Source organism: Herbaspirillum sp. Her4, from assembly GCF_057961335.1.
This window is the reverse complement of the sequence record NZ_CM176330.1, coordinates 2,651,588-2,676,684: the sequence shown is the minus strand read 5'-3', so window position 1 is coordinate 2,676,684 and position 25,097 is coordinate 2,651,588. Positions and strand designations below refer to the sequence as shown.

Genomic DNA, 25,097 nt, shown 5'->3' with positions numbered 1-25,097 from the left:
TTGTTGAAGGAGTTAGGGCAATGAGCAAGCAACGATTTTCCAGCATCTGGGATGCCATCGAGGACAATCCGGAAGAAGCGGAAAACATGAAGCTGCGTTCCGTCCTCATGACGGCACTCAAGAACCACCTCACCCGCACGGAAATGAGCCAGGCACAAGCCGCCAAGCTCTTCGGGGTGACTCAGCCGCGTGTCTCCGACCTGATGCGAGGCAAGATCAGCCTGTTCGGACTCGATGCGCTGGTGAACATGGCCACGGCCGCCGGCCTGCACATTGAAATGCGTGTGATCGAATCTGCCTGAGTATCCCGGGGCTCCTCGTTTGACGAAACGCGCGCAGCCGCCCGGGTCTCAACCTTGTTGCCACGCAACACGGCATCGACGATCAATTTGCCTGATTCCCGTGCAGGCCGCCGCTACGGACGTCCAAGTTCGGCGCACGCCTCCCCATTTTGTCTCGCTGACAAAACTCTTCATTTCCCCTCGCACAACTTGCCTTACGGCACTTCGCCTCGCAAACCCGCGTGGTGAAGCCTTTTCCCGTTTTTCAGCCGCGTGACGGTCGAGCTGGCACGCCTCCTGCTTAAAGATATTCAATCTTGTATTCAAGTTTGAATATCCAATATGACCACCTCCCATGCCCTGCAGCAAGCTGCCCCCGAGGCCGCCCCGACCACCATCGCCGCCACCCTGGCGGCCTATCGAGAAGGCCGCAGCACACCCGGCAAGGTGGTGGCCGAACTGCTGGCCCGCATCGAGAGCGCCGGACGCGATGAAGTCTGGATCAGCCGGGTGCCGTCCAAACAACTGAAACAACAGGCCGCCGCGCTGGACCTGATGCTGCAGATCAAGGGCGAAGCCGTGCTGGAGAGCATGCCGCTGTTCGGCATCCCCTTCGCCGTGAAGGACAACATCGACGTGGCCGAGATGTCCACCACCGGGGCTTGTCCCGAATTCGGCCGCCTGGCCAGCGAGAGTGCCACCGTGGTGCAGCGCCTGCAGGCCGCTGGCGCGCTGCTGGTGGGCAAGACCAACCTGGACCAGTTCGCCACCGGCCTGGTCGGCGTGCGCTCCCCCTACGGCGCGGTACGCAATGCCATCAAGCCGGACTATGTCTCCGGCGGCTCCAGCTCGGGTTCGGCGGTGGCCGTTGCGCTTGGCCAGGTCATGTTTTCGCTCGGGACCGATACGGCCGGCTCGGGCCGCGTGCCGGCCGCCTTCAATCACCTGGTCGGCCTGAAACCGACCAAGGGCCTCATCAGCGCACGCGGCCTGGTACCGGCCTGCCGCACCCTGGATTGCATCTCCATCTTCGCCCACGACGTGGCCGATGCCTGGCGCGTGCTGTACAGCGCATCCGGTTTCGATGCCGAGGATGGCTATTCGCGCCGCCCTACCATGCTGGGCGTGAAGCGGCGGGGTTATCGCATCGCCATTCCCGAGCAATGTGAATTCTTTGGCGACAGCGTCGCCCAGGAAGCCTGGGAACGCAGCCTGGCGCAAATCGCCGCCCTCCCCGGCGTGAGCCTGGCGAAGATCCCCTTCGCCCCCTTCAGCGCGGCCGCGCAGCTGCTCTATCAGGGCCCGTGGGTGGCCGAGCGTCGCGCAGCGCTGGGCGACTTCTTCCTGGAGAACCCGGAAGCCATCCACCCGGTGGTGCGCCAGATCACCGCCCAGGCCGACGACTACGATGCCGTTGACAGCTTCAACGCCCAGTACCGCCTGGCCGACCTGCGCCGCCAGGCCGAAAACCTGCTCGAAGGCAGCGACCTGATGCTGGTGCCGACCACCACCACCTTCCCCACCATCGCCGAAGTCGAGGCCGATCCCGTGGTGCGCAATGCGCAGCTGGGCCATTACACCAACTTCGTCAACCTGATGGACATGTCGGCCCTGGCCATCCCCGCCGTATGGCGGCGCGATGGCCTGCCCGCCGGCGTCACCCTGATCGGCCCGGCCGGTGCCGATCACCTGCTGGCCGAAGCCGGTGCACGCCTGCAGCAGCAACTGGGCGGCGCGGCGCAAGCCGATGCCATTGCGGCCACCCCGCTGCCCTTCAATGAAAGCACCATCAAGGTCTGCGTGGTCGGCGCCCACCTGGCCGGCCAGCCCCTGAACTGGCAATTGCTGGAAGCCGGTGCGCGCCGCGTGGCCGTCACCCGCACCGCCGCCCACTATCGTCTCTACGCCCTGGCGGGTACCACCCCACCCAAGCCTGGCCTGGCCCGCACCGAAGGCGCCGGCGCCGCCATCGCAGTGGAAGTGTGGGAAATGCCGCTGCGCCAGTTCGGCGGCTTCGTCGCCGCCATCCCGGCCCCGCTGGGCATCGGCACGGTGGAGCTGGCCGACGGCAGCAGCGTCAAGGGCTTCATCTGCGAGCCGGCCGGCATTGCCGGCGCGACCGACATCACCCACCACGGCGGCTGGGTCAACTACCTCCATTCGCTGAACTGACACCCTCACCACGGAGCTGCTCATGAAAAAGAACAACCCCACCGCTGTCCACGATGCCAACCGCCGCAGCTTCATCGCCAAGGCAGGTGCCGTCGCCGCCACCGCCGCCATCGCGGGTGCGCCGGCCATTCTCCGCGCGCAGACGGTGCCCATCCGCATCGGCTACTGGCCGGTGGCCGCCGGGCTGCCCTTCTACGCCGCCGTGGAAGCGGGTTACTTCAAGCAGGCCGGACTGGAAGTGCAAGTCCTCAAATTCGCCGGCGCCCAGCAGGTGATGGAAGCCATGCTGGCAGGCCGCGCCGATGGCTCGGCCAATGGCACCGGGGCCGGCAACCTGGCCATCGGCGAGATCGCCCAGCCGGGCCTGTTCAAGATCTTCGCCACCAATCCCAGCAATGCCAAATACGTTCTGGATGAATTCCTGGTGCCCAAGGACAGCCCAGTCAAATCGATCGCCGACCTCAAGGGCAAGAAGGTCGCTTCCGGCCCTGGCATCCAGAACGTGACCCTGGCCAAGACGGTACTCGAACGCGCCGGTGCCACTGGCGCAACCGTAGTTGAACTGCCCATCGGCCAGCACGTCGCTTCGCTGGCGGCCGGCCAGGTCGATGCCGCCTACACGCTGGAACCGACCGGCACCGTGGGCCGCATGAACAACACCACCCGCGTGCTGGAAGCAGGCGTAATCGCCAAGTACATCCTGGGCGATCCGATGGCTCCCTGGCACGGTGGCGCTGCTGCGCTGACCACCGAATTCATCAAGAAGAATCCGGAACTGGCGCGCAAGTACATCGCCGCCTATGCGCGCGGCATCGAGCTGGTGCGCAGCAATCCGGACCAGGCCCGCACCTACCTGAAGGGCTATACCGCCATCGAAGGTTCGCTCACCAATGAAGTGCCGCTGGCAGCCTACATGCTCTACAACGAATTCAAGCCCAGCGACCTGGCCTACTTCCAGAAGTTCTACGACCTGTTCGTCGAGAAGGGCGTGTTCTCGCAACGCATCGTGGTCGACAACCTGATCTACAAGGGCTGAGGCCATCATGAACGAGACCATCGCTTCTGCCGTGACCGTGGCGCCCAAGCCCGCCGCCCCGGCGTCCACCGCTGCGCCAGCGCCCAAAGCGCCGCGCAAGGCCCCGGCCCTGGGCCGCCTGCTGCCCATCATCGGCCCCATCGCGCTGTTCGTGATCTGGGACCTGGTGGTGCGCGCCGGCTGGATCAAGGCCATCCTGCTGCCCCCTCCGGAAGCCACGCTCATGGCCATGCTCAAGGGGCTGGCCGGGGGACCGCTGCTGCTGGACTTCACCGTCACCGTGATCCGCACGCTGGAAGCCTTTGCCATTGCCGCCGTGCTGGGGCTGCCCATCGGCGTGCTCCTGGGCAGCAATGAGCGCGCCTATCGCAGCGTGGAATTCCTGATCGATTTTTTCCGTTCCACGCCCTCCTCCGCGTTGATCCCGCTGTTCCTGCTGATCTTCGGTGTCTCCGACATCAACAAGGTGGCCATCGCAGCCTTCGGCGCCTTCCTGATCGTGCTCTTCAACAGCGCTTACGGCGTGCTCAATGCGCGCAAGCAGCGGGTGATGGCGGCCAAGGTAATGGGCGCTTCGCGCTGGCGCATCTTCTGCGACGTGCTGATCTGGGAAAGCCTGCAAGCCAGCTTCGTCGGCCTGCGCAGCGCGGTCTCGATGGCACTGGTGATCGTGATCGTGGCGGAGATGTTCATCGGCTCCGAAAACGGCCTGGGCCACCGCATCATCGATACCCAGCAGGTCCTGAACGTGCGCGAGATGTATGCCGCCATCCTCTCGGCGGGCGCATTGGGCTATGCCCTGAACGTGGTCTTCATCGTCATTGAAAAACGTATCGTGCACTGGAGCGGAAGATGAGCGTCGTGATCAGCCCCAAAGTAGACCTGCCCCCGGAAACGCCCTTCGTTCCCGGGCCGCCAGGCACCCACATCACCATTCGCGGCCTGACCAAGTATTTCGCCGGCTGGCCGCTGTATGAAAACTTCGACCTGGATATTCCCAAGCACCAGATCGTCTCCGTCTTCGGGCCCAATGGCTGCGGCAAGTCCACGCTCATCAACATGATCGCCGGGCTCATCCCTATCGATGCCGGAGAGATCCTGTTCGACGGCAAATCGCTGGCGCAGACCAAGATCGGCTACGTGTTCCAGAACTACCGCGATGCCATGTTCCCGTGGCTGCGCACCATCGACAACATTGCCTATCCCCTCAAGCTGGAAGGCAAGTCCAAGGCCGAGATCAAGCGCCGCGTCGATGAACTGGTGGCGTCCTTCGACGTCAAGTTCGACCTGATGCGCTATCCCTATGAACTCTCGGGCGGACAGCAGCAGACCGCCTCCATCATGCGTGCCTTGGCGCCGGGGCCGGAAGTACTGTTCCTCGACGAACCTTTCTCGGCGCTGGATTTTGAGATGACACTGTTCATCCGCGAGAAACTGCAGCAAGTCTTTTTGCAGACCGGCACCACCATGGTGCTGGTGTCGCATGACCTGGAAGAAGCGGTCTACCTGGCCGACCAGATCCTGCTGCTGACCAAGCGCCCGACGGCGGTGGCAGACATCTTGCATTACCAGGATCCACGCCCCCGCACGGTGGAGACGCTGTCGCAGCCCGGCTTCATCGCGGCCAAGAAACTGTCCATGGAAATCTTCCAGCGCGAAGTGCGCAAGCCGGCGCGCATGCAGGCACCGGGTTCGCTGGCGCTGTCCTGATTGCCGTACAGGATTCTGTACAGCCTGAGGTACAGAATCCTGCCCGGAAAGAAGTACCGAATTTGTCTTGCCCCACCCCAACCATCCACGATCACACTGGAGCAACAACATGCAAAACCGCCGCGATTTTCTGAAACTGTCCGGAGCTGCCGCACTGGGCGCTGCCTTTCCGCTGGAACTGCTGGCCGCAGGCCCGCTGACCGTCGGCTTCATCTACGTCGGCGCGCGCGACGACTTCGGCTACAACCAGTCGCATGCGCAAGCCGCCGCCATCATCAAGAAGATGCCCGGCGTGAAAGTGATCGAGGAAGAAAAAGTGCCCGAGACCGTGGCCGTGCAAAAGACCATGGAAGCCATGATCCAGCAGGATGGCGCGACCCTGCTCTTCCCGACTTCCTTCGGCTACTTCGATCCGCACGTCCTCAAGATTGCAGAAAAATATCCCAAGGTGCGCATCGCCCACTGTGGCGGCCTGTGGACCGCCGGCAAGCATCCCATGAACGTGGGCAGCTTCTTCGGCTACATCGAAGAGTGCGAGTACCTCTCGGGTGTGGTGGCCGGCCACATGAGCAAGAGCAAGAAGCTGGCCTTCATCGCGGCCAAGCCGATTCCGCAAGTACTGCGCAACATCAACGCCTTCACTCTGGGCGCACAGTCGGTCGATCCCGCCATCACCTGCCACGTCATCTTCACCGGTGACTGGTCGCTGCCGGTCAAGGAAGCCGAAGCCGCCAACAGCCTCATCGACCAGGGTTGCGATGTCATCACCTGTCACGTCGATGGCCCCAAGGTGATCGTGGAGACGGCCGAGAAGCGCGGCATCATGACCACCGGCTACCACGCCAGCCAGGCCTCGCTGGCGCCCAAGGGCTATCTCACCGGTGCCGAGTGGAACTGGGCTACGCCCTACACCGAGATCGTCAAGGCCACGCTGGAAGGCAAGCCGATGATCAACTTCCTGCGCGGTGGCCTGAAGGACGACTTCGTCAAGATGTCGCCCTATGGCGCAGCCGTGAGCGCACCGGCCAAGAAGAAGGCCGACGAGATCAAGGCGCAGATGCTGGCCGGCAAGTTCCAGATCTTCAAGGGACCGATCAAGGACAACAAGGGCAATACCGTGATCCCGGCCGGCACCACCCAGATCCAGACCGATGTGGCGCTGGAGAAGATGAATTACCTGGTGGCCGGCGTGGTCGGCCAGGTCTGATTGCTGAGCCTTGATGCAGGACGGTCTCATGACATCCCTCCCCGCTCCCGGGGTGGCGGCTGCCGCCACCTCGCCCTGGCACCGCTTGCGCTCGGCGCTGCTCAACGGCAGCGCCCCGGCCTTGCCCACGCTGTGCGCGCTGGCCGGGACGCTGCTGCTGTTCGTGCTGTTCCTGCTGGTGCAGGGCAAGCCGGCGGGCGAGGCTTGCCTGCTGATCTTCCAGGGCGCCTTCGGTACCCTGTTCGCCTGGCAGAACACCCTGCAGCGCGCCGCGCCCTTGCTGTTGACGGCGCTGTGCGTGGCCTTGCCGGCACGCGTAGGGCTCATCGTCATCGGCGGGGAAGGTGCGCTGGCGCTGGGCGGACTGGCGGCGGCGGTGATGCCGCAACTGCTGCCGGCATTGCCTTCGCTGGTGATGCTGGCCGTCATGGCGCTGGCGGCGATGCTGGCAGGCGGGCTGTGGATCGCGCTGTGCGGCGGTCTGCGCCAGTGGCGCGGGGTCAATGAGACCATCTCCAGCCTGCTGTTGTCCTATCTCGCCGTGGCCGTCTTCAAGCATCTGGTCGAAGGACCGCTGCGCGATCCGGCCAGTCTGAACAAACCCTCTACCCTGCCCCTGCCCGATCCGTATCTGGTGGGTTCGCTGCCGGGACTGGAAGTGCATTGGGGCCTGGCCTGGGGTGCACTGGCCTGCGTGGCGGCCTGGGTGTTCCTGCGCCATAGCGTCTCCGGATTCGCCATGGGCGTGGTCGGCGGCAACGTCCGTACGGCGCGGCTGGTGGGCTTGCCGGTCAATCGGCTGATCCTGACGGCCTGCGCCCTCGGTGGTGCGGCAGCGGGACTGGCAGGCATGTTCGAAGTCAGTGCCGTGCAAGGCAGCGCCACCAGTGCGCTGCTGGCCGGTTACGGTTTCTCCGGCATCCTGGTGGCCTTTGCGGCGCGCCAGAATCCGCTGGCCATCATCGTCTGCGCGCTCGTCATCGGTGGCGTGGAAGCCAGCGGCAGCCTGCTGCAGCGGCGTCTGGACCTGCCGGACGCCACCACGCTGGTCCTGCAGGGCCTGCTGTTCTGCAACCTGCTGGCCTGGGAAGCCATTACCGGGCGCCTGTCCGCGCTCAAGCTGCGCTGGCAGCAACAGGCGCAAGTCATCCCCGCCAAGGAGGCCGGCCATGCATGACATCGATCTCACCACCCTGCTGCTGGCGCTCTTCGCGGGCGCCATCCGGGTGGGGACGCCCTTTCTCTTCGTCAGCCTGGGCGAATGCCTGACCGAAAAAGGCGGACGCGTGAACCTGGGCCTGGAAGGCATCCTGGTCTGCGGTGCCATGACCGGCTACGCGGCCTCCTTCTACAGCGGCTCGGCCTGGCTGGGCGTGCTGGCGGCGGGCTGCGCCGGACTCTTTCTGGGAGTGCTGCACGGCGTGGTGTGCTCGCTGCCGCGCGTCAACGACATCGCTTTCGGCATCGCGCTCATGCTGCTGGGGACGGGCCTGGCCTTCTTCCTCGGTAAACCTTTCATCCAGCCGCAGGCACCGATGCTGCCCTCCATCGATCTGGGTGCGTGGAGCAGCAATGACCGCCTGCACCATGCGCTGCAGATCAATGCGCTGTTCTTCATCGGCGTGGCGCTCGCACTGGTGTTGCAGTGGGGCCTGTCGGCCACGCGCTGGGGACTGGCCTTGCGGCTGGTGGGCGACCATGCCGAGACCGCTCGCGCGCTCGGTTACCGCCTCACCGGCACGCGCATTGCGGCCACGGCCGCAGGCGGCTTCCTGGCTGCCATCGGCGGCGCCTACCTGTCGCTCTACTACCCCGGCAGCTGGAATGAGGGACTTTCCAGCGGCCAGGGACTCATGGCCGTGGCGCTGGTGATCTTTGCGCGCTGGCAGCCGTGGCGCTGCCTGCTGGCCGCACTGCTGTTCGGTGCTGCCGGTGCGCTGGGCCCGGCCTTGCAGGCGGTGGGCGTGACCTCCGGCTATTACCTCTTCAACGCGGCACCGTATGCGCTCACGCTCTTGATCATGATCCTCACCTGCCGGCCTGACCGCACGCTCTCGAGTGCGCCGGGCGAACTGAGCCTGACCCGATAAATCCACTTGCCCCAAGGAGAAACCATGTCCGAACGCTACATCCAGGCCGAACCCTATCCCTGGCCCTATGACGGTGCCCTGACCCCGGCCAATACCGCGCTCATCGTCATCGACATGCAGACCGACTTCTGCGGTATCGGTGGCTACGTCGACAAGATGGGCTATGACCTCTCGCTCACGCGCGCGCCCATCGAACCGATCAAGAAAGTGCTGGCCGCCATGCGTGCCGGCGGCTACACCATCATCCATACCCGCGAAGGCCATCGTCCCGATCTGTCCGACCTGCCGGCCAACAAGCGCTGGCGCTCGCGCCAGATCGGCACCAATGGCGTGGGCATCGGCGATGCCGGCCCCTGTGGCCTCATCCTGGTGCGCGGCGAACCGGGCTGGGAAATCATTCCCGAACTGGCCCCCATCGCCGGTGAGATCATCATCGACAAACCGGGCAAGGGCTCCTTCTGCGCCACCGACCTGGAAATGATCCTGCACACGCGCGGCATCCGCAACATCGTGCTCACCGGTATCACCACCGATGTCTGCGTGCATACCACCATGCGCGAAGCCAATGACCGCGGCTTCGAATGCGTGATGCTCTCGGATTGCTGTGGCGCGACTGACCACAACAACCACCTGGCGGCGCTGTCCATGATCAAGATGCAGGGTGGCGTGTTCGGCGCGGTCTCCGATGCGGCCGCACTGATCGATGTGATCGGGGCCTGACATGCATGCCCTGGAGCTGGAGATCATCAATGCCGGCAAATCCTTCGGCAGCTTTCGCGCGCTCGATGAGGTCTCGCTGAAAATCCGCGCCGGCACCATCCACGCGCTGCTGGGCGAGAACGGTGCGGGCAAGAGCACGCTGGTCAAGGGCCTGGTCGGCTACAGCCCGCTGGACCAGGGCAGCATCGTGGCTGACCGCCGCGAGGTGGAGATCCGCAGTGCGCGCGTGCCCAACCAGCTCGGCATCGGCATGGTCTACCAGCACTTCACGCTGGCCCCCAGCCTGACCGTGGCCGAGAACCTGCTGCTGGCGCGCGGCGACCTGCCCTGGCGCATCCGCTGGCGCAGCGAACGCGCCGTGCTGGAAGAATTCATGGCGCGCATGCCCTTCAAGTTGGGGCTGGAGCGCGCGGTGAGCAGTCTCTCCGCCGGCGAAAAGCAGAAACTGGAAATCCTCAAGCAGCTCTATCTGCGCCGCCGCTTCCTGATCCTCGATGAACCGACCTCGGTACTGACCCCGCAGGAAGCCGACGAAGTGCTGGGACTCATGCATGCCCTCACCCGCCAGCAGGAACTGACGGTGTTGATGATCACCCACAAGTTCCACGAAGTGACCGCCTATGCCGACGATGTGACGGTACTGCGCAAGGGTCGCCTGGTCGGCAGTGCCAGGGTTTCCGAGACGACGCCGGATGCCCTGGCGCACTGGATGATGGGCCACGCCCGCGCCGAGAAAACGCAGGTGGAGCGGCCTGCAGTGCCAGCAGACGCCCGCTTCGGGCTCGAAGTGAAGGAACTGACGGTCAACAACGATCGCGGCGTGGCTGCCGTGCGGGCCCTCTCGCTGCAGGTGAAGCGCGGTGAAATCGTGGGCCTGGCCGGCATCTCCGGCAATGGCCAGAAGGAACTGGTGGAAGCCCTGCTGGGCCAGCGCCGCCAGCTGCTGGGCGAGATCCGCATCGAGGATGCGCCCTATGCCGCCACGCGTGAGGAAATGCGACGGTTGCGCGTCTTCGCGCTACCGGAAGAACCCTTGCGCAATGCCTGCATCGCAGGCATGAGCGTGGCCGAGAACATGGCGCTGCGCAATTTCGATGTCGCCCCCTTCAAGCGCAGCGGCTGGCGCGTCGACCGCAGCGCCATGAAGCGCCAGGCGCAATCCCTGATCGCGGCCTTCAACGTCAAGCCGCCCGCACCGGAACGCCCCATCGGCACGCTCTCCGGCGGCAACGTGCAGCGCGCCGTGCTGGCGCGTGAGCTCGGCGAAGAGGGCGATGCAGGCGCGGCCAATGTGCTCATCGTCGCCAATCCGGTCTTCGGACTGGACTTCGCCTCGGTGGCCGATATCCACGCACGTCTGCTGCAAGCGCGCGCACGCGGCGCGGCCGTGCTGCTGGTGAGCGAAGACCTGGACGAACTACTGGAACTGTCCGACCGCATCCTGGTGATGACCGAGGGCCGCATCGTGCACGTGGCGCAGGACGTGGCCACGCAAGGAGCGGACCGCGCCGCCCTGGGCCGCTGGATGGCGGGCCACTCCGAACAACCACCCCACGCCGAGGCCGCATGATCCGTATCGACGCCTTCCCCTATCCCTATCAGTTCCATCCGCGCAGCACCGCGCTGGTGGTCATCGACATGCAGCGCGACTTCGTGGAAGAAGGCGGCTTCGGCAGTGCGCTGGGCAACGATGTGCGGCCCCTGGGCGCGATCGTGCCGACCGTGGCGGCCCTGCTCGCACTGGCGCGCCAGGCGCAGATGCTGGTGGTCCACACGCGCGAATCACACTTGCCGGATCTCTCCGACTGCCCGCGCGCCAAGCGCCTGCGCGGCAACCCGACGCTGGGTATCGGCGACGTCGGGCCGATGGGCCGCATCCTGGTGCGAGGCGAGCCCGGCAACCAGATCCTGCCGCAGTTGGCTCCCCTGGATGGCGAGATCGTCATCGACAAACCGGGCAAGGGGGCCTTCTACGCCACCGACCTGCACGCACAATTGCAGGAGCGCGGCATCACTCACCTTCTGGTGGCCGGCGTCACTACGGAAGTGTGCGTGCAGACCTCGATGCGCGAGGCCAATGACCGCGGCTATGAATGCCTGGTGGTGGAAGATGCCTGCGCCAGTTACTTCCCTGAATTTCATCGCGCCACGCTGGAGATGCTGACCGCCCAGGGCGGCATCGTCGGCTGGCGCACGCCGCTGGCGCAGCTGCACAGCGCCGTGGCCGCCTATACCGGAGAAACGCCATGATGCAAGTGAACCTGCCCCACGTGGTGGCCGAGGTCGAACAAGCGTTTACGGATTACGAATACGCCCTGCTCATCAACGACATCCCGGCCCTGGACCGCTGGTTCTGGTATGCCCCCGAAACGGTGCGCTACGGCGTGGGCGAAGTGCTGCTGGGCGGCGAGGCGATCCGCCAGTACCGCAAGACCTGCACCCCGGTGCCGGCCTCGCGCAAGCTGCATCGCACCGTTGTCACCACCTTCGGCAGCGACTATGCTACGGTCTCCACCGAATTCACCGACCATACGTCCGATCGTATCGGCCGCCAGATGCAGACCTGGGTGCGCATGGATGAAGGCTGGCGCATCGTCGCCGCCCATGTCAGCCTGATGGCATGAGTCCGCAGCCCCCTCGAACCAGAATGCCCGCACCATGACCGTCACCGTCGCCAACCCGCTCGCCGAACAGGTCTATCACCGGATCAAGGACGACATCTTCAGTTTCCGCCTGCTGCCCGGGGACAATTTCACCGAGACCGAGATGGCCCAGCGCCAGGGCGTCTCGCGCACGCCCTTGCGGGATGCGCTGTTCAGGCTGCAGCGCGAGGGCTATCTGGAAGTGGGATTCCGGCGTGGCTGGAAGGTCTGCCCGATCGACTTCGACCGCCTCGACAATCTCTATGACCTGCGCATCGTGCTGGAGATGGCCGCACTGGACAAACTCTGCAGCCAGCAGGAGCCGACGGCCGAACTGGAGCAGTTGAACGCCATCTGGCTGGCCGAACCCGAAGCGCGCCACACCGATGCCGTCAAGGTGGCCGAGCTGGACGAAGCCTTCCACACCAACCTGGTGGCCGCCGCCGGCAATGTGGAGATGACCCGGGTGCATACCGAGGTGACGGAAAAGATCCGCATCGTGCGTCGCCTGGACTTCCTCAAGAAGAAGCGCATCGAAGCCACCTACGAGGAACACGGCAAGATCCTGCAACTGATCGCCAAGCGCAAGGCCACCGAAGCGCAGATCCTGCTGCGCGCCCATATCACCCAGAGCAAGCTGGAAGTCAGAAAGATCACCATCTGGATGCTGGCCGAGGCACGCCAGCTCCAGGAGCCCGAAGCGGCGCTGGCCCGCTGACGCTGCCGGGAAGAAACTTTCATATGAAAGTTTGTCAACATTTCCCTGGTGAAATATGAAAAACTGCGCTGCCTGTCCGCTTCAGGCGGCTTGATCCGTGCCAAGCCGCCACCAAATCAAGGAAAGCTTCCGAAACCATTTATAATGGAAGGCTTTTGCAACAGCGCATCTTTCCAGCGGCTCAATGAAGGTATTTCGCGGACTTCCCACAGCCGAATCGCGCGCCCCGTGCGCGCTGACCATCGGCAATTTCGACGGCGTGCATCTGGGCCACCAGGCCCTCTTGGCGCGCGTGCGCGAGGCCGCCGCCAACCTGGGGCTGGACGCGGCGGTGATGACTTTCGAGCCGCATCCGCGTGAATTCTTCGCCCAGCTGGCCGGCACCCCCGAACGCGCCCCGGCGCGTATCGCCAACCTGCGCGACAAGCTTGAAGCGCTCTCCAACTCCGGCATCGACCGCGTGGTGGTGGAGCATTTCGGCAGCCATTTCGCCGCCCTCTCCCCGCAGGACTTCATCGAGAAGATCCTGGTGCAGGGCCTGCACGTGCGCTGGCTGATGGTCGGTGACGACTTCTGCTTCGGCGCGCGCCGCGCCGGCACGCTCGATACCCTGATCGCGGCCGGCAAGCAGTATGGCTTCGAGGTCCATGCCCTGCCCACGGTGACCAATGCCGGTGTGCGCATCTCCTCTTCGGCCGTGCGCGCGGCGCTGGCCGAGGGCGATTTCACCCTGTCACAGCAGTTGCTGGGCCATCCCTATGCCATCAGCGGCCGGGTCGTGCACGGCAAGAAACTGGGGCGCACCATCGGTTTCCCGACGCTGAACATGCGCGTGGGCCACAAGCGTCCGGCGCTTTCGGGCATCTTCGTAGTGCAGGTGCACGGACTGGCCGAGCAGCCCTTGCCGGCCGTGGCCAGCCTGGGCGTGCGCCCGACGGTGGACGACAGCGGCCGGGTGCTGCTGGAAACGCACCTGCTCGATTTCAAGGGCGATTGCTACGGCAAGCTGGTGCGGGTGGAATTCCTCAAGAAGCTGCGCGACGAAGAAAAGTATGTCGACCTGCCCACGCTGACCACGGCCATTGCCCGTGACGTGGACAATGCCCGCGCCTGGTTCCGTGAAAACGCCGGCTTCGCCGTCTCGGCCACCGACCGAATTTGAACGCTGGGCGGTTGCCGGAGCCCTGCTCCCGCAGCTGTCCAGCCGCCCCATCCTGCATCCTGCCTGCCGCAACGCGTCCTGCTTGTGACGCCTTGCCGGGCCCCCGGAATCAACCTGCATTCAACGAAAGCTTTGTCATGTCCAACAACGAATCCTCCGCCAAGCCCGGCAAACCGGAAAAAGCCGGCAAGGCCCCCTCCAAGTATCCGGTCAACATGACCGAAACCGGCTTCCCGATGCGCGGCGACCTCGCCAAGCGCGAGCCGCTATGGGTCAAGGAATGGCAGGAGAAGAAGGTCTACGAGCGCATCCGCAAGGCCTCGGCCGGCCGCCCGAAGTTCATCCTGCATGACGGTCCCCCGTATGCCAACGGTGACATCCACATCGGCCACGCCGTCAACAAGATCCTGAAGGACATGATCGTCAAGGCCCGCAACATGGCCGGCTTCGACGCCCAATACGTGCCGGGCTGGGATTGCCACGGCATGCCCATCGAGATCCAGATCGAAAAGCAGTTCGGCAAGAACCTGCCGGTGGCCGAAGTGCAGGCCAAGGCGCGCGCCTACGCGGGTGAGCAGATCGAACGCCAGAAGGCCGACTTCATCCGCCTGGGCGTGCTCGGCGAGTGGGACAACCCCTACAAGACCATGAACTTCTCCAACGAAGCCGACGAGCTGCGCGCGCTCGGCACGATCCTGGAGAAGGGTTACGTCTATCGCGGCCTGAAGCCCGTGAACTGGTGCTTCGACTGCGGCTCGGCGCTGGCCGAAGCTGAAGTGGAATACCAGGACAAGCGCGACCCGGCCATCGATGTCGGCTTCCCCTTTGCCGAACACGACAAGATCGCCACCGCCTTCGGCCTGGCCGACCTGCCGACCCGCAACGGCTACATCGTCATCTGGACCACCACGCCCTGGACCATTCCGTCCAACCAGGCGTTGAACGTCCATCCGGAATTCGAGTACGCGCTGGTCGAGACCAGCCGCAACGGCGAAGCCACCCTGCTGATCCTGGCCAAGGACCTGGTGGAATCCTGCCTGCAGCGCTTCGGCCTGGAAGGCAAGATCATCGCCACCACCACCGGCGAGAAGCTGTCCCTGATCCGCTTCCATCATCCGCTGGCCAAGGCTGATGCCGGCTACGACCGCCTGTCGCCGATCTACCTGGGTGAATACGTGACCGCCGACAGCGGTACCGGCATCGTGCACTCGGCACCGGCCTACGGTATCGAAGACTTCATCTCCTGCAAGGCGCACGGGATGAAGGACGACGACATCCTCAACCCGGTCATGGGCGATGGCCGCTATGCCTCCTGGCTGCCGCTGTTTGCCGGCCTGACCATCTGGGAAGCCTCCAAGCCCATCTGCGGCAAGCTGGAAGAAGTGGGTTCGCTGTTCAAGCTGGTCATGTTCGACCACAGCTACATGCACTGCTGGCGTCACAAGACCCCCATCGTCTATCGCGCCACCTCGCAGTGGTTCGCCAGCATGGACAACACGCCCAAGGACGGCGGCCCCAGCCTGCGCCAGACCGCGCTGCAAGGCATCGAGGACACCGCCTTCTTCCCCGGCTGGGGCAAGGCGCGCCTGCACGGCATGATCGCCAACCGTCCGGACTGGACCCTGTCGCGCCAGCGCCAGTGGGGCGTGCCCATGGCCTTCTTCGTGCACAAGGAAACGGGTGAACTGCATCCGCGTACGCCGGAGCTGATCGAGCAGGTCGCCCAACGCATCGAGAAGAGCGGCATCGAAGCCTGGCAGGCCCTGGAGCCCAAGGAATTGCTGGGCGACGAGGCCGAGCACTACCTCAAGAACCGCGACACGCTGGACGTCTGGTTCGATTCCGGCACCACCCACCAGACCGTGCTGCGCGGCTCGCACGCACAGCAGTCGCAGTTCCCGGCCGACCTCTACCTGGAAGGCTCGGACCAGCATCGCGGCTGGTTCCACTCGTCGCTGCTGACCTCGTCGATGTTGAATGGCCGCGCGCCCTACAAGGCCCTGCTCACGCATGGCTTCGTGGTCGATGGTGAGGGCAAGAAGATGTCCAAGTCCAAGGGCAACGTGGTCGCCCCGCAAAAGGTCTCGGACTCGCTGGGCGCGGAAATCCTGCGCCTGTGGGTGGCCTCGACCGACTACTCGGGCGAGCTGTCGATCTCGGACGAGATCCTCAAGCGCGTGGTGGAAGCCTACCGCCGCATCCGCAACACCCTGCGCTTCCTGCTGGCCAACACCTCCGACTTCGACCCGGCACAACACGCCGTGCCGGTGGCCGAGATGCTGGAAATCGACCGCTATGCGATCGCCAACATGGCGCGTCTGCAGGCGGAGGTGCTGGCGCACTTCGAGACCTATGAATTCCACCCGGTGGTGGCCAAGCTGCAGATGTACTGCTCGGAAGACCTTGGCGGCTTCTACCTGGACATCCTGAAGGACCGCCTCTACACCAGCGGCGTGGAGTCGGCCGCACGCCGCTCGGCCCAGACCGCCGTGTGGCACATCACGCAGTCACTGTTGCGCCTGATGGCACCGATCCTGTCCTTCACGGCCGAAGAAGCCTGGCGCTTCTTTGCCGGCAAGGACGCCTTCGAGGCCAGCGGCGAAACCATCTTCTCGCAGGTCTATTACGCCCTGCCGGAAGTGGCCGATAGCGCTGCCCTGCTGGACAAGTTCGCGGTGCTGCACGAAGTGCGCGCAGCGGTCACCAAGCAGCTGGAAGAAGTGCGTATCGCCGGCAGCATCGGTTCCTCCCTGCAGGCGGAGGTGGAGCTGAAGGTCGCCGGCGACAAGGCGGCCCTGCTGGAAAGCCTGGGCGATGACCTCAAGTTCGTCCTCATCACCTCGGCTGCCCGCGTCACCCCGGTGGCCACGGTGGAAGAGGAAGCGGTGGTGGTCACGCCGTCAGCACATCAGAAATGTGAACGTTGCTGGCACTATCGCGCCGATGTCGGGTCTCATGCCGATCATCCGGGCCTGTGCGGTCGCTGCTACAGCAACCTGTTCGGCCAGGGCGAAAAGCGCCTGTTCGCCTGATCCGGGCGGGACGGCCTTGCTAGCGGCCCGCTGCACTTGAATGCAGCGGGCCGTCCACTCCAACAAGAACATCCATGGCAACCAAAAAGCGCTCCTCCTCTTCCGGTTCTTCGTCCACCACCCAAGGGCTCTTGCCCTGGCTGGGCATCGCCACCATCGTGCTGCTGCTGGACCAGCTCACCAAGATCACCATCCTGAAACTGTTCCACTATGGCGAGTCGGTGCCGGTGACCGGTTTCTTCAATCTGGTGCTGGTCTACAACAAGGGCGCGGCCTTCAGTTTCCTGGCCGCCAGCGGTGGCTGGCAGCGTTATCTGTTCACCGCCATCGGCATCGGTGCAGCGGTGTTCATCATCCATCTGCTGCGCAAGCATCCCGGCCAACGCATGTTCTGCTGGGCCCTGGCGCTGATCCTGGGCGGCGCGATTGGCAACGTGATCGACCGCGTCGTGTATGGCCACGTGATCGACTTCCTCGACGTCTACGTCGGCAACTGGCACTGGCCGGCGTTCAACCTGGCCGATAGTGCGATCTGCGTGGGTGCGGTATTGTTCGTCGTGGACGAACTGCGCCGCGTCTCCAAGAAGTAAGGCAAGTCCACACGTCCGCAAGTCTGAACACGCCTGCGGTACGCCGCATTCCGGGAGCAAACAATGGATCTGGCTGGCAAGAAAATCGTATTGGGCCTGACCGGCGGCGTGGCCTGCTACAAGGCCGCCATGCTGGCGCGCGAACTGGGCCGCGCCGGTGCCACGGTGCACGTGGTGATGACCGAGGCGGCCACGCACTTCATGACCGCCGTCACCATGCAGGCCCTGACCGGCAACCCGGTCTACACCGACCAATGGGATGCGCGCATGGACAACAACATGCCGCACATCAATCTCACCCGCGATGCCGATGCGGTCGTCATCGTGCCCTGCTCCACCGATTTCATCGCCAAGCTGGCCCACGGGCATTGCGACGACCTGCTCTCGACCTTGTGCGTGGCGCGTCCGGCGCGGGTACCCCTGATGGTGGCCCCGGCGATGAATGTGGAGATGTGGCAGAACCCGGCCGCCCAGCGCAACGTGCGCCAGATCCGCGACGACGGCATCCTGCTGCTGGGCCCGGATGCGGGCGCGCAAGCCTGTGGCGAGGTCGGCGAAGGCCGCATGCTGGAGCCGGCACAATTGCTGGAAGAGATCGTCGCAGCTTTCCAGCCCAAGCTGCTGGCGGGCCGCCGCGTGCTGCTGACGGCCGGGCCGACCTTCGAGCCCATCGATCCGGTGCGCGGCATCACCAATCTGTCTTCTGGCAAGATGGGCTACGCGATTGCGCGTGCTGCCCGCGAAGCGGGTGCGGAAGTCACCCTGGTCTCCGGCCCGACGGCGCTGGAGACGCCTTATGGCGTGCAGCGCGTGGATGTGCAGACGGCCCTGCAGATGCATGAGGCGGTATTAGCCCATGTGAAGGGAAAAGACCTGTTCGTCGCCGTTGCGGCCGTCGCTGACTGGCGCGTGGCCAATGCCAGCGAGCAGAAACTGAAGAAACAGGACGAAAACGATACCCCGCAACTGGAATTCGTCCAGAATCCCGACATCCTGGCCACCGTTGCCGCCCTGCCCCAGCGTCCCTACTGCGTGGGCTTTGCGGCCGAATCGGAGAACCTGGAGCAATACGGCGCGGCCAAGCGCATCCGCAAGAACATTCCGCTGCTGGTCGGCAATATCGGCCACCAGACCTTTGGCCGCGATGACAACGCGCTCATGCTGTTCGACGCCCAGGGCCACAGCGCCCTGCCCCGTGCGGACAAGCAGACCCTGGCCCGCCAGCTGGTACGCGAGATCGCGCGCCGCATGGCGGCCTGACGGTGCACGGCCCGCCTCTTGCGGGCCGTGTCTTTTGTACGTTTCCGTACGTTTTGTATTTGAATCCGATTACGCATCATGAAGACCATCGACATCAAGATCCTCGACCCCCGCATGAAAGACCAACTGCCTGCCTACGCCACCCCTGGCAGCGCCGGCCTGGACCTGCGGGCCTGCATCGATGCGCCGCTGACCCTGGCGCCGGGTTCCACGCACCTGATCCCGACCGGACTGGCGATCCACCTGGCCGATCCGAATTACGCGGCCGTGATCCTGCCGCGTAGCGGCATGGGGCACAAGCATGGGATCGTGCTGGGCAACCTGGTCGGGCTGATCGATTCGGATTACCAGGGCCAGTTGATGATCTCGACGTGGAACCGCGGCAGTACCGAGTTTGTCCTAAACCCCATGGAACGCCTGGCGCAGCTGGTGATCGTGCCGGTACTGCAGGTCGGCTTCAATGTGGTAGATGAATTCGACAGCAGCGAACGCGGCGCCGGTGGTTTCGGCAGCACAGGCAAACACTGATGGAGAACCGCATGCTCGTATCCCCCCTGCCCCAGTGGCAGAAACTGAAAACCCTCGCCGTCCTGGCACCGCTGGCCTTCCTGGCCGCCTGCGCCACCCAGGAACCCGGTCCGGTCACCACCACGCCGTCCAAACCGGTGACCACGACGATCCAGGCCCCGCGTCCGGTGGCCGACAATCCCCAGCAGGCACAATTGCGCGAACTGATCGCGCAGCAGGACCGGCTCTACCGCGTCGCTGCACCGCTGTTGACCAGCAACGCCCAGCTCTGCCGTGGCAATGCCCGCAACCTGCTGGGCTTTACCGCCAAGAACCGCTATTCCTTCCCCATCGAATATGCAGAAACCGCGCGTAGCCTGGGCTACGACGACCGCCTGCAGGTCACCGGCGTGCTGCCCGGCAGCGGTGCTGCCCAGGCTGGCATCCAGCGGGGCGACTTCCTGATCTCGGTGGCAGGCAAGCCGATGCCGCAAGGCACCGATGCCGAACGCCAGGCCGCCGTGCTGCTGAGCCCGCTGGTGGTCAAGAAGGCCCCGATTGCGCTGGGCGTGCAGCGCAACGGCCAGAACACCACCGTCAATGTGCCGCTGACCTTCGCCTGCGCCTTCAGCATCGAGCTGGGCAATGCCGACAACGTCAACACCTATGCCGATGGCCGCCGCGTGCTCATTACCCGCGGCATGCTCAAGTTCACTCAGTCCGATGATGAACTGGCCTACCTGATCGCCAAGGAGATGGCGCACAATATCCTCGGTCACGCCATCCGCCAGCGCATGGTCTCGACGATTGCCGAAGTGATCGACAACCTGCTGCTGCCACATCCGGATCCGACCACCACGGCCGGCACTGCCGGCATCCGCGTCTATCCGCAAGACCTGGATGCAGCTGCCGATACGCTCTCGCTGTACCTGCTGGCGCGCGCCGGCTACAGCATCGACAACGTGCCGGCGTTCTGGAAGCGCCTGGCCGACCAGTATCCGGCCAGCGTGCCCAACGGCTACACGGCGCTGCATCCGGCTACCGCTTATCGTCTCTCGATGATCGACAAGGTCACGCAGATCGTGAAGGCCAAGCAGGAGGCGGGCAAGCCGCTGGTGCCGTAAAAGTGGTGATATGACGTATTGGACGTGAAGACGGCGCGGTGAAAACCGCGCCGTTTTTGTTTGCGTGATGAAAGTGAAGCAAGCTGCAAAACAAAAGGCCACGCCGGTTTCCCGACGTGGCCTTGATGGCTTGCTTGATACGCTTATTCGACTTCGAGCTTCTCTTGCGGCTCTTCCGGCGGGGACGAATCGTCGCCCTCGGGGAAGTCCAGCTTGATCTGCTCCTTGTCGTCCATCTCCACCGTCACGCGGCCACCGCTGACCAGCTTGCCGAACAGCAGTTCGTCGGCCAGCGCCTTGCGGATCAGGTCCTGGATCAGGCGCGACATCGGGCGTGCCCCCATCAACGGATCGAAGCCCTTCTTGCCCAGGAACTTGCGCAGGTTGTCCGAGAAGACGGCTTCCACCTTCTTTTCGTGCAGCTGCTCTTCCAGTTGCATCAGGAACTTGTCGACCACGCGCAGGATGATTTCCTCGTCCAGTGGGCGGAAGCTGATGATGGCATCCAGACGGTTGCGGAACTCCGGGGTGAACATGCGCTTGATGTCCGCCATTTCGTCGCCGGCTTCCTTCTTCTCGGTGAAGCCGATGGTGCGCTTCTGCAGGCTCTCGGCCCCCGCGTTGGTAGTCATGATGATGATCACGTTGCGGAAGTCGGTCTTGCGGCCGTTGTTGTCGGTCAGCGTGCCATGGTCCATCACCTGCAACAGAATGTTGAAGATGTCGGGGTGCGCTTTTTCGATTTCATCCAGCAGCAGCACGGCGTGCGGCTTCTTGTTGACGGCCTCGGTCAGCAGGCCGCCTTGGTCGAAACCGACATAGCCCGGGGGCGCGCCGATCAGGCGGCTCACGGCATGGCGCTCCATGTATTCGGACATGTCGAACCGTACCAGCTCGATGCCGAGGATGAAGGCCAGCTGCTTGGCCACTTCGGTCTTGCCCACGCCGGTCGGACCGGAGAACAGGAAGGAGCCGATCGGCTTGTCGGTCTTGCCCAGGCCGGCACGTGCCATCTTGATAGCCGAGGCCAGTGCTTCGATGGCCGGATCCTGCCCGAACACAACGTTCTTCAGGTCGCGGTCGATGGTCTGCAGCTTGGCGCGATCATCCTGGTTCACGGACTGCGGCGGGATACGGGCGATCTTGGAAATGATTTCCTCGATTTCCGGCTTGCCGATGGTCTTCTTCTGCTTGGACTTGGGCAGGATGCGCTGGGCAGCACCGGCTTCGTCGATCACGTCGATGGCCTTGTCGGGCAAGTGACGGTCATTGATGAAGCGTGCCGCCAGTTCGGCTGCCGAGGTCAGGGCCGAAGCAGAATACTTCACACCGTGGTGTTCCTCGAACTTGGACTTCAGGCCGCGCAGGATCTGCACGGTCTGCTCCACGGTCGGTTCGTTCACATCGATCTTCTGGAAGCGACGCGACAGCGCGTGGTCCTTCTCGAAGACGCCACGGAATTCGGTGTAGGTGGTCGCGCCGATGCACTTCAACTGGCCGCTCGACAGCGCAGGCTTCAACAGGTTGGATGCATCCAGCGTACCGCCCGAAGCCGAACCCGCACCGATGATGGTGTGGATTTCGTCGATGAAGAGAATGCCGTTGGGGCTGTCCTTCAATTGCTTCAACACGGCCTTCAGGCGCTGCTCGAAGTCGCCACGGTACTTGGTACCGGCCAGCAGCGCGCCCATGTCCAGCGAATAGACGACGGCATTCTTCAGTATCTCGGGCACGTCGCCTTGGGTCACGCGCCAGGCCAGGCCTTCGGCGATCGCGGTCTTGCCGACACCGGCTTCGCCCACCAGCAGCGGATTGTTCTTGCGGCGGCGGCACAGGGTCTGGATGACGCGCTCGACCTCGGAATCGCGGCCGATCAGCGGATCGATCTTGCCTTCGGCGGCCGCCTTGTTCAGGTTCTGGGTGAACTGGTCCAGCGGGCTTTCCTTCTGCTGGCCTTCGGCTTGCACGTCTTCCGCGCCTTCCGGGGCCTTCTGCGGATCAGCCTGCTGGTCCTTGCGCACGCCGTGCGAGATGAAGTTGACCACGTCCAGACGGGTCACGCCCTGCTGGTGCAGGTAGTAGACCGCGTGCGAATCCTTCTCGCCGAAGATGGCCACCAGCACGTTGGCGCCGGTGACTTCCTTCTTGCCGTTGGAGGCCGACTGCACGTGCATGATGGCGCGCTGGATCACGCGCTGGAAGCCCAGCGTGGGCTGGGTATCCACCTCATTGGTGCCGGGGACCGTGGGCGTGTTGTCGGTGATGAAATTGGTCAGCGTCTTGCGCAGATCATCAATGTTCACCGAGCAGGCGCGCAGCACTTCGGCCGCCGAAGGATTGTCCAGCAGCGCGAGCAGCAAGTGTTCCACGGTAATGAATTCATGACGCGATTGTCTGGCTTCGACAAAGGCCATGTGCAAACTGACTTCGAGTTCCTGCGCAATCATGCTTCCTCCATCACGCATTGCAGGGGGTGCCCTGCTTTTCGAGCGTGGGTTAAAACGAGTTCCACTTTTGTGGATGCGATATCTTTGGGATACACACCACACATTCCCTTCCCATCGCGGTGAACCTTGAGCATGATCTGCGTCGCGGTTTCACGGTCCTTGTTGAAGTACTGCTGGATGACTGCGACGACGAATTCCATCGGCGTATAGTCATCGTTCAACAATAAAACCTGGTACATCGGGGGCGGCTTGAGTTTTGCCTCCTGCCGTTCCAGGACTGTACCGCCATCATTTTCGTGCTTGGTTGCCATGCGTTTATTCGACCATCAAAGCTGTGCAACGCACAATGATCACGTAACCTCTAGATGAGATAGATATTACTTGTTTTCCGGACCTTGCGCAGATGACGATGATTTATCCTAAATCAAGGGTTTCTTTCCCCATCGCTCAAACAGGGCCACAAAGCGGAATGTGAAAACTGCTTGACTTTTGGATTTCGACCGAGAACAATGGAATTCATTGATTAGTAGTTACTAAATGTAACAACTCATCGATACGATAGGGGGCAGGTTTAAGGGGGGCTGCGTGACGCGCGATGCTTCTTGCTTTAACGGCTCGTGTGAATAGTTAATTTTGAAAGATGCTTTTATGGCAACAGGTACTGTCAAGTGGTTCAATGATTCCAAAGGCTTTGGCTTTATCACTCCGGATGACGGCGGCGAAGATCTGTTCGCTCACTTCTCCGCAATCCAGATGAACGGCTTCAAGACCCTCAAAGAAGGTCAAAAAGTCCAGTTTGACGTTACGCAAGGCCCCAAAGGCAAGCAAGCTTCGAACATCCAGAACGCCGCTTAAACTCCGGTTTCTCTAAAAGCCCCGCTCTTGCGGGGCTTTTTTCATTGGCGCACTGGAAATCAATTCGCCCCCCGTGCCAACAACAAACAGCCGGACGAAGCCGGCTGTTTGTTGTTTTTCCGTCATTATTTTCAGCAAAACAAGTTGCGGAAGCAGTATGGCGGGCTTACATGTTTTCGATCAGCGCTTCACCGAAACCGGAGCAGGAAACCTGCGTCGCCCCTTCCAGCAAACGCGCGAAATCATAGGTCACGCGCTTGGCCGAGACTGACTTCTGCATGGCCGTGATGATGAGATCCGCGGCCTCGATCCAGCCCATGTGGCGCAGCATCATTTCTGCCGAAAGAATGCTGGAACCGGGGTTCACATAATCCTTGCCGGCATACTTCGGCGCGGTGCCGTGGGTGGCTTCGAACACGGCCACCGAATCGGACATGTTGGCGCCCGGAGCAATGCCGATACCGCCGACCTGAGCCGCCACGGCGTCCGAAATGTAGTCGCCGTTCAGGTTCATGGTGGCGATGACGCTGTATTCCGCCGGGCGCATCAGCACCTGCTGGAAGAAGGCATCGGTGATGGCATCCTTGATGACGATCTGGCGGCCGGTCTTGGGGTTCTTCAGGCGCATCCACGGGCCGTCGTCGATCAGTTCGGCCCCGAATTCGCGGCCGGCCAGCGCATAACCCCAGTCACGGAAAGCACCCTCGGTGTACTTCATGATGTTGCCCTTGTGGACCAGCGTCACCGAAGGCTTGTCGTGGTCGATGGCGTACTGGATGGCCTTGCGCACCAGTCGCTCGGTACCTTCGCGCGAGACCGGCTTGATGCCCAGCGCCGAGGTCTCAGGGAAGCGCAGCTTCTTGACCCCCATCTCGCGCGTGAGCAGCTCGATCAGTTTCTTCACTTCCGGGGTACCGGCCTGCCATTCAATACCGGCGTAGATGTCTTCGGAGTTCTCGCGGAAGATCACCATGTCGGTCTTCTCGGGCTCCTTCAGCGGCGAGGGCACGCCTTTGAAGTAGCGCACCGGACGCAGGCAGACATAGAGGTCCAGCTGCTGGCGCATGGTCACGTTCAAGGAACGAATGCCGCCCCCGACCGGCGTGGACAGCGGCCCCTTGATCGAGACCAGATACTCCTTGAGCACGTCCAGTGTCTCCTCGGGCAGCCAGGTATCGGCACCGTAGAGCTTGGTCGACTTCTCGCCCGCATAGATTTCCATCCAGTGGATCTTGCGCGCACCGCCGTAGGCCTTCTCCACCGCGGCATCGACCACCTTGAGCATCACCGGCGTGACGTCCACGCCCACGCCATCGCCCATGATGAAAGGAATGATGGGGTTGTTGGGGACATTGAGAGTGTCATCGGCATTGGCGGTGATCTTGCACCCTTCTGCAGGCACTTGGATATGTTGGTACGACATCGTGGTCTCCGACGGTTGAGGCGGTAGCGTTGGGAAGCATCAGCGGCAAAGCCCATGCACATCGGCAAGGACCTTGCATGAATTGCCATACAAGCGGGGAATTTTAAGAGATTTCCGGATT

At 63.4% G+C, this 25,097-nt stretch carries 23 protein-coding genes; 20 read left to right on the top strand and 3 right to left on the bottom strand.

The window, feature by feature from the left end; all coding sequences use genetic code 11:
- The first annotated feature begins 20 nt into the window (after nucleotides 1-20).
- The 19 genes from ACWFUC_RS12105 (at nucleotide 21) to ACWFUC_RS12015 (ending at nucleotide 20,251) form a co-directional block, all read left to right on the top strand.
- A complete protein-coding gene (locus ACWFUC_RS12105; protein WP_489624996.1) occupies nucleotides 21-302 on the top strand; it encodes a helix-turn-helix domain-containing protein in 282 nt (93 codons plus the stop codon).
- A gap of 321 nt (nucleotides 303-623) precedes the next feature.
- Entirely contained in the window at nucleotides 624-2,453 is a 1,830-nt protein-coding gene (gene atzF / locus ACWFUC_RS12100) for an allophanate hydrolase (RefSeq protein WP_489637608.1), read from the top strand.
- Nucleotides 2,454-2,475: 22 nt separating this feature from the next.
- Nucleotides 2,476-3,489, top strand: a complete 1,014-nt coding sequence (locus ACWFUC_RS12095; protein ID WP_489624994.1) for an ABC transporter substrate-binding protein — start codon at nucleotides 2,476-2,478, stop codon at nucleotides 3,487-3,489.
- A 7-nt stretch (nucleotides 3,490-3,496) separates the two neighbouring features.
- Nucleotides 3,497-4,345 (top strand): ABC transporter permease, encoded by an 849-nt coding sequence (locus ACWFUC_RS12090; RefSeq protein WP_489624993.1) that lies wholly within the window; start codon nucleotides 3,497-3,499, stop codon nucleotides 4,343-4,345.
- Nucleotides 4,342-5,199: an ABC transporter ATP-binding protein gene (locus tag ACWFUC_RS12085; protein ID WP_134134754.1), complete on the top strand. Its 858-nt coding sequence runs from the start codon at nucleotides 4,342-4,344 to the stop codon at nucleotides 5,197-5,199. Before ACWFUC_RS12090 ends, ACWFUC_RS12085 begins: the two co-directional genes overlap by 4 nt.
- A 109-nt stretch (nucleotides 5,200-5,308) precedes the next feature.
- Nucleotides 5,309-6,406, top strand: coding sequence for a BMP family ABC transporter substrate-binding protein (locus ACWFUC_RS12080; RefSeq protein ID WP_489624992.1), 1,098 nt, complete (start codon nucleotides 5,309-5,311; stop codon nucleotides 6,404-6,406).
- A 28-nt stretch (nucleotides 6,407-6,434) separates the two neighbouring features.
- Entirely contained in the window at nucleotides 6,435-7,583 is a 1,149-nt protein-coding gene (locus ACWFUC_RS12075; RefSeq protein WP_227022590.1) for an ABC transporter permease, read from the top strand.
- Nucleotides 7,576-8,496, top strand: coding sequence for an ABC transporter permease (locus ACWFUC_RS12070; RefSeq protein ID WP_489624991.1), 921 nt, complete (start codon nucleotides 7,576-7,578; stop codon nucleotides 8,494-8,496). Before ACWFUC_RS12075 ends, ACWFUC_RS12070 begins: the two co-directional genes overlap by 8 nt.
- Nucleotides 8,497-8,520: 24 nt before the next feature.
- On the top strand, nucleotides 8,521-9,216 hold the full coding sequence (gene biuH / locus ACWFUC_RS12065) for a biuret amidohydrolase (protein ID WP_489624990.1): 696 nt from the start codon (nucleotides 8,521-8,523) through the stop codon (nucleotides 9,214-9,216).
- A 1-nt stretch (nucleotide 9,217) separates the two neighbouring features.
- Nucleotides 9,218-10,786: an ABC transporter ATP-binding protein gene (locus ACWFUC_RS12060; protein WP_489624989.1), complete on the top strand. Its 1,569-nt coding sequence runs from the start codon at nucleotides 9,218-9,220 to the stop codon at nucleotides 10,784-10,786.
- Complete coding sequence (locus ACWFUC_RS12055; protein WP_209583071.1) at nucleotides 10,783-11,466, top strand: cysteine hydrolase family protein; 684 nt, start codon at nucleotides 10,783-10,785, stop codon at nucleotides 11,464-11,466. Before ACWFUC_RS12060 ends, ACWFUC_RS12055 begins: the two co-directional genes overlap by 4 nt.
- Entirely contained in the window at nucleotides 11,463-11,840 is a 378-nt protein-coding gene (gene hpxZ, locus ACWFUC_RS12050; protein ID WP_088755978.1) for an oxalurate catabolism protein HpxZ, read from the top strand. The genes ACWFUC_RS12055 and hpxZ overlap by 4 nt, the downstream gene beginning before the upstream one ends.
- Before the next feature lie 34 nt (nucleotides 11,841-11,874).
- Nucleotides 11,875-12,576, top strand: a complete 702-nt coding sequence (locus ACWFUC_RS12045; protein WP_134221780.1) for a GntR family transcriptional regulator — start codon at nucleotides 11,875-11,877, stop codon at nucleotides 12,574-12,576.
- 184 nt (nucleotides 12,577-12,760) lie between these two features.
- Nucleotides 12,761-13,738 (top strand): bifunctional riboflavin kinase/FAD synthetase, encoded by a 978-nt coding sequence (locus tag ACWFUC_RS12040; protein WP_039788668.1) that lies wholly within the window; start codon nucleotides 12,761-12,763, stop codon nucleotides 13,736-13,738.
- Nucleotides 13,739-13,875: 137 nt separating this feature from the next.
- Complete coding sequence (gene ileS / locus ACWFUC_RS12035; protein WP_489637607.1) at nucleotides 13,876-16,770, top strand: isoleucine--tRNA ligase; 2,895 nt, start codon at nucleotides 13,876-13,878, stop codon at nucleotides 16,768-16,770.
- 74 nt (nucleotides 16,771-16,844) lie between these two features.
- On the top strand, nucleotides 16,845-17,360 hold the full coding sequence (gene lspA, locus ACWFUC_RS12030) for a signal peptidase II (protein ID WP_039788672.1): 516 nt from the start codon (nucleotides 16,845-16,847) through the stop codon (nucleotides 17,358-17,360).
- A 63-nt stretch (nucleotides 17,361-17,423) separates the two neighbouring features.
- The gene (gene coaBC, locus ACWFUC_RS12025; RefSeq protein ID WP_489624987.1) at nucleotides 17,424-18,620 is read left to right on the top strand and encodes a bifunctional phosphopantothenoylcysteine decarboxylase/phosphopantothenate--cysteine ligase CoaBC; all 1,197 of its coding nucleotides are present in this window, start codon (nucleotides 17,424-17,426) and stop codon (nucleotides 18,618-18,620) included.
- A gap of 78 nt (nucleotides 18,621-18,698) precedes the next feature.
- Nucleotides 18,699-19,148: a dUTP diphosphatase gene (gene dut / locus ACWFUC_RS12020; RefSeq protein WP_034330145.1), complete on the top strand. Its 450-nt coding sequence runs from the start codon at nucleotides 18,699-18,701 to the stop codon at nucleotides 19,146-19,148.
- 11 nt (nucleotides 19,149-19,159) lie between these two features.
- Complete coding sequence (locus tag ACWFUC_RS12015; RefSeq protein ID WP_489624986.1) at nucleotides 19,160-20,251, top strand: M48 family metallopeptidase; 1,092 nt, start codon at nucleotides 19,160-19,162, stop codon at nucleotides 20,249-20,251.
- Between the two features lie 143 nt (nucleotides 20,252-20,394).
- Here the strand turns inward: ACWFUC_RS12015 and clpA are convergent, their stop codons facing one another.
- Both clpA and clpS read right to left on the bottom strand, forming a co-directional pair.
- Nucleotides 20,395-22,698, bottom strand: coding sequence for an ATP-dependent Clp protease ATP-binding subunit ClpA (clpA, locus tag ACWFUC_RS12010; protein WP_039788676.1), 2,304 nt, complete (start codon nucleotides 22,696-22,698; stop codon nucleotides 20,395-20,397).
- Nucleotides 22,695-23,009, bottom strand: coding sequence for an ATP-dependent Clp protease adapter ClpS (clpS, locus tag ACWFUC_RS12005; RefSeq protein WP_034330154.1), 315 nt, complete (start codon nucleotides 23,007-23,009; stop codon nucleotides 22,695-22,697). Before clpS ends, clpA begins: the two co-directional genes overlap by 4 nt.
- Nucleotides 23,010-23,346: 337 nt before the next feature.
- On the opposite strand from clpS, the gene cspE reads away from it, so the two are divergent.
- On the top strand, nucleotides 23,347-23,553 hold the full coding sequence (gene cspE, locus ACWFUC_RS12000) for a transcription antiterminator/RNA stability regulator CspE (protein WP_006463169.1): 207 nt from the start codon (nucleotides 23,347-23,349) through the stop codon (nucleotides 23,551-23,553).
- A 166-nt stretch (nucleotides 23,554-23,719) separates the two neighbouring features.
- On the opposite strand, the gene icd is transcribed toward cspE, so the two are convergent.
- Nucleotides 23,720-24,976: an NADP-dependent isocitrate dehydrogenase gene (icd, locus tag ACWFUC_RS11995; RefSeq protein ID WP_121038241.1), complete on the bottom strand. Its 1,257-nt coding sequence runs from the start codon at nucleotides 24,974-24,976 to the stop codon at nucleotides 23,720-23,722.
- Nucleotides 24,977-25,097: the final 121 nt, after the last annotated feature.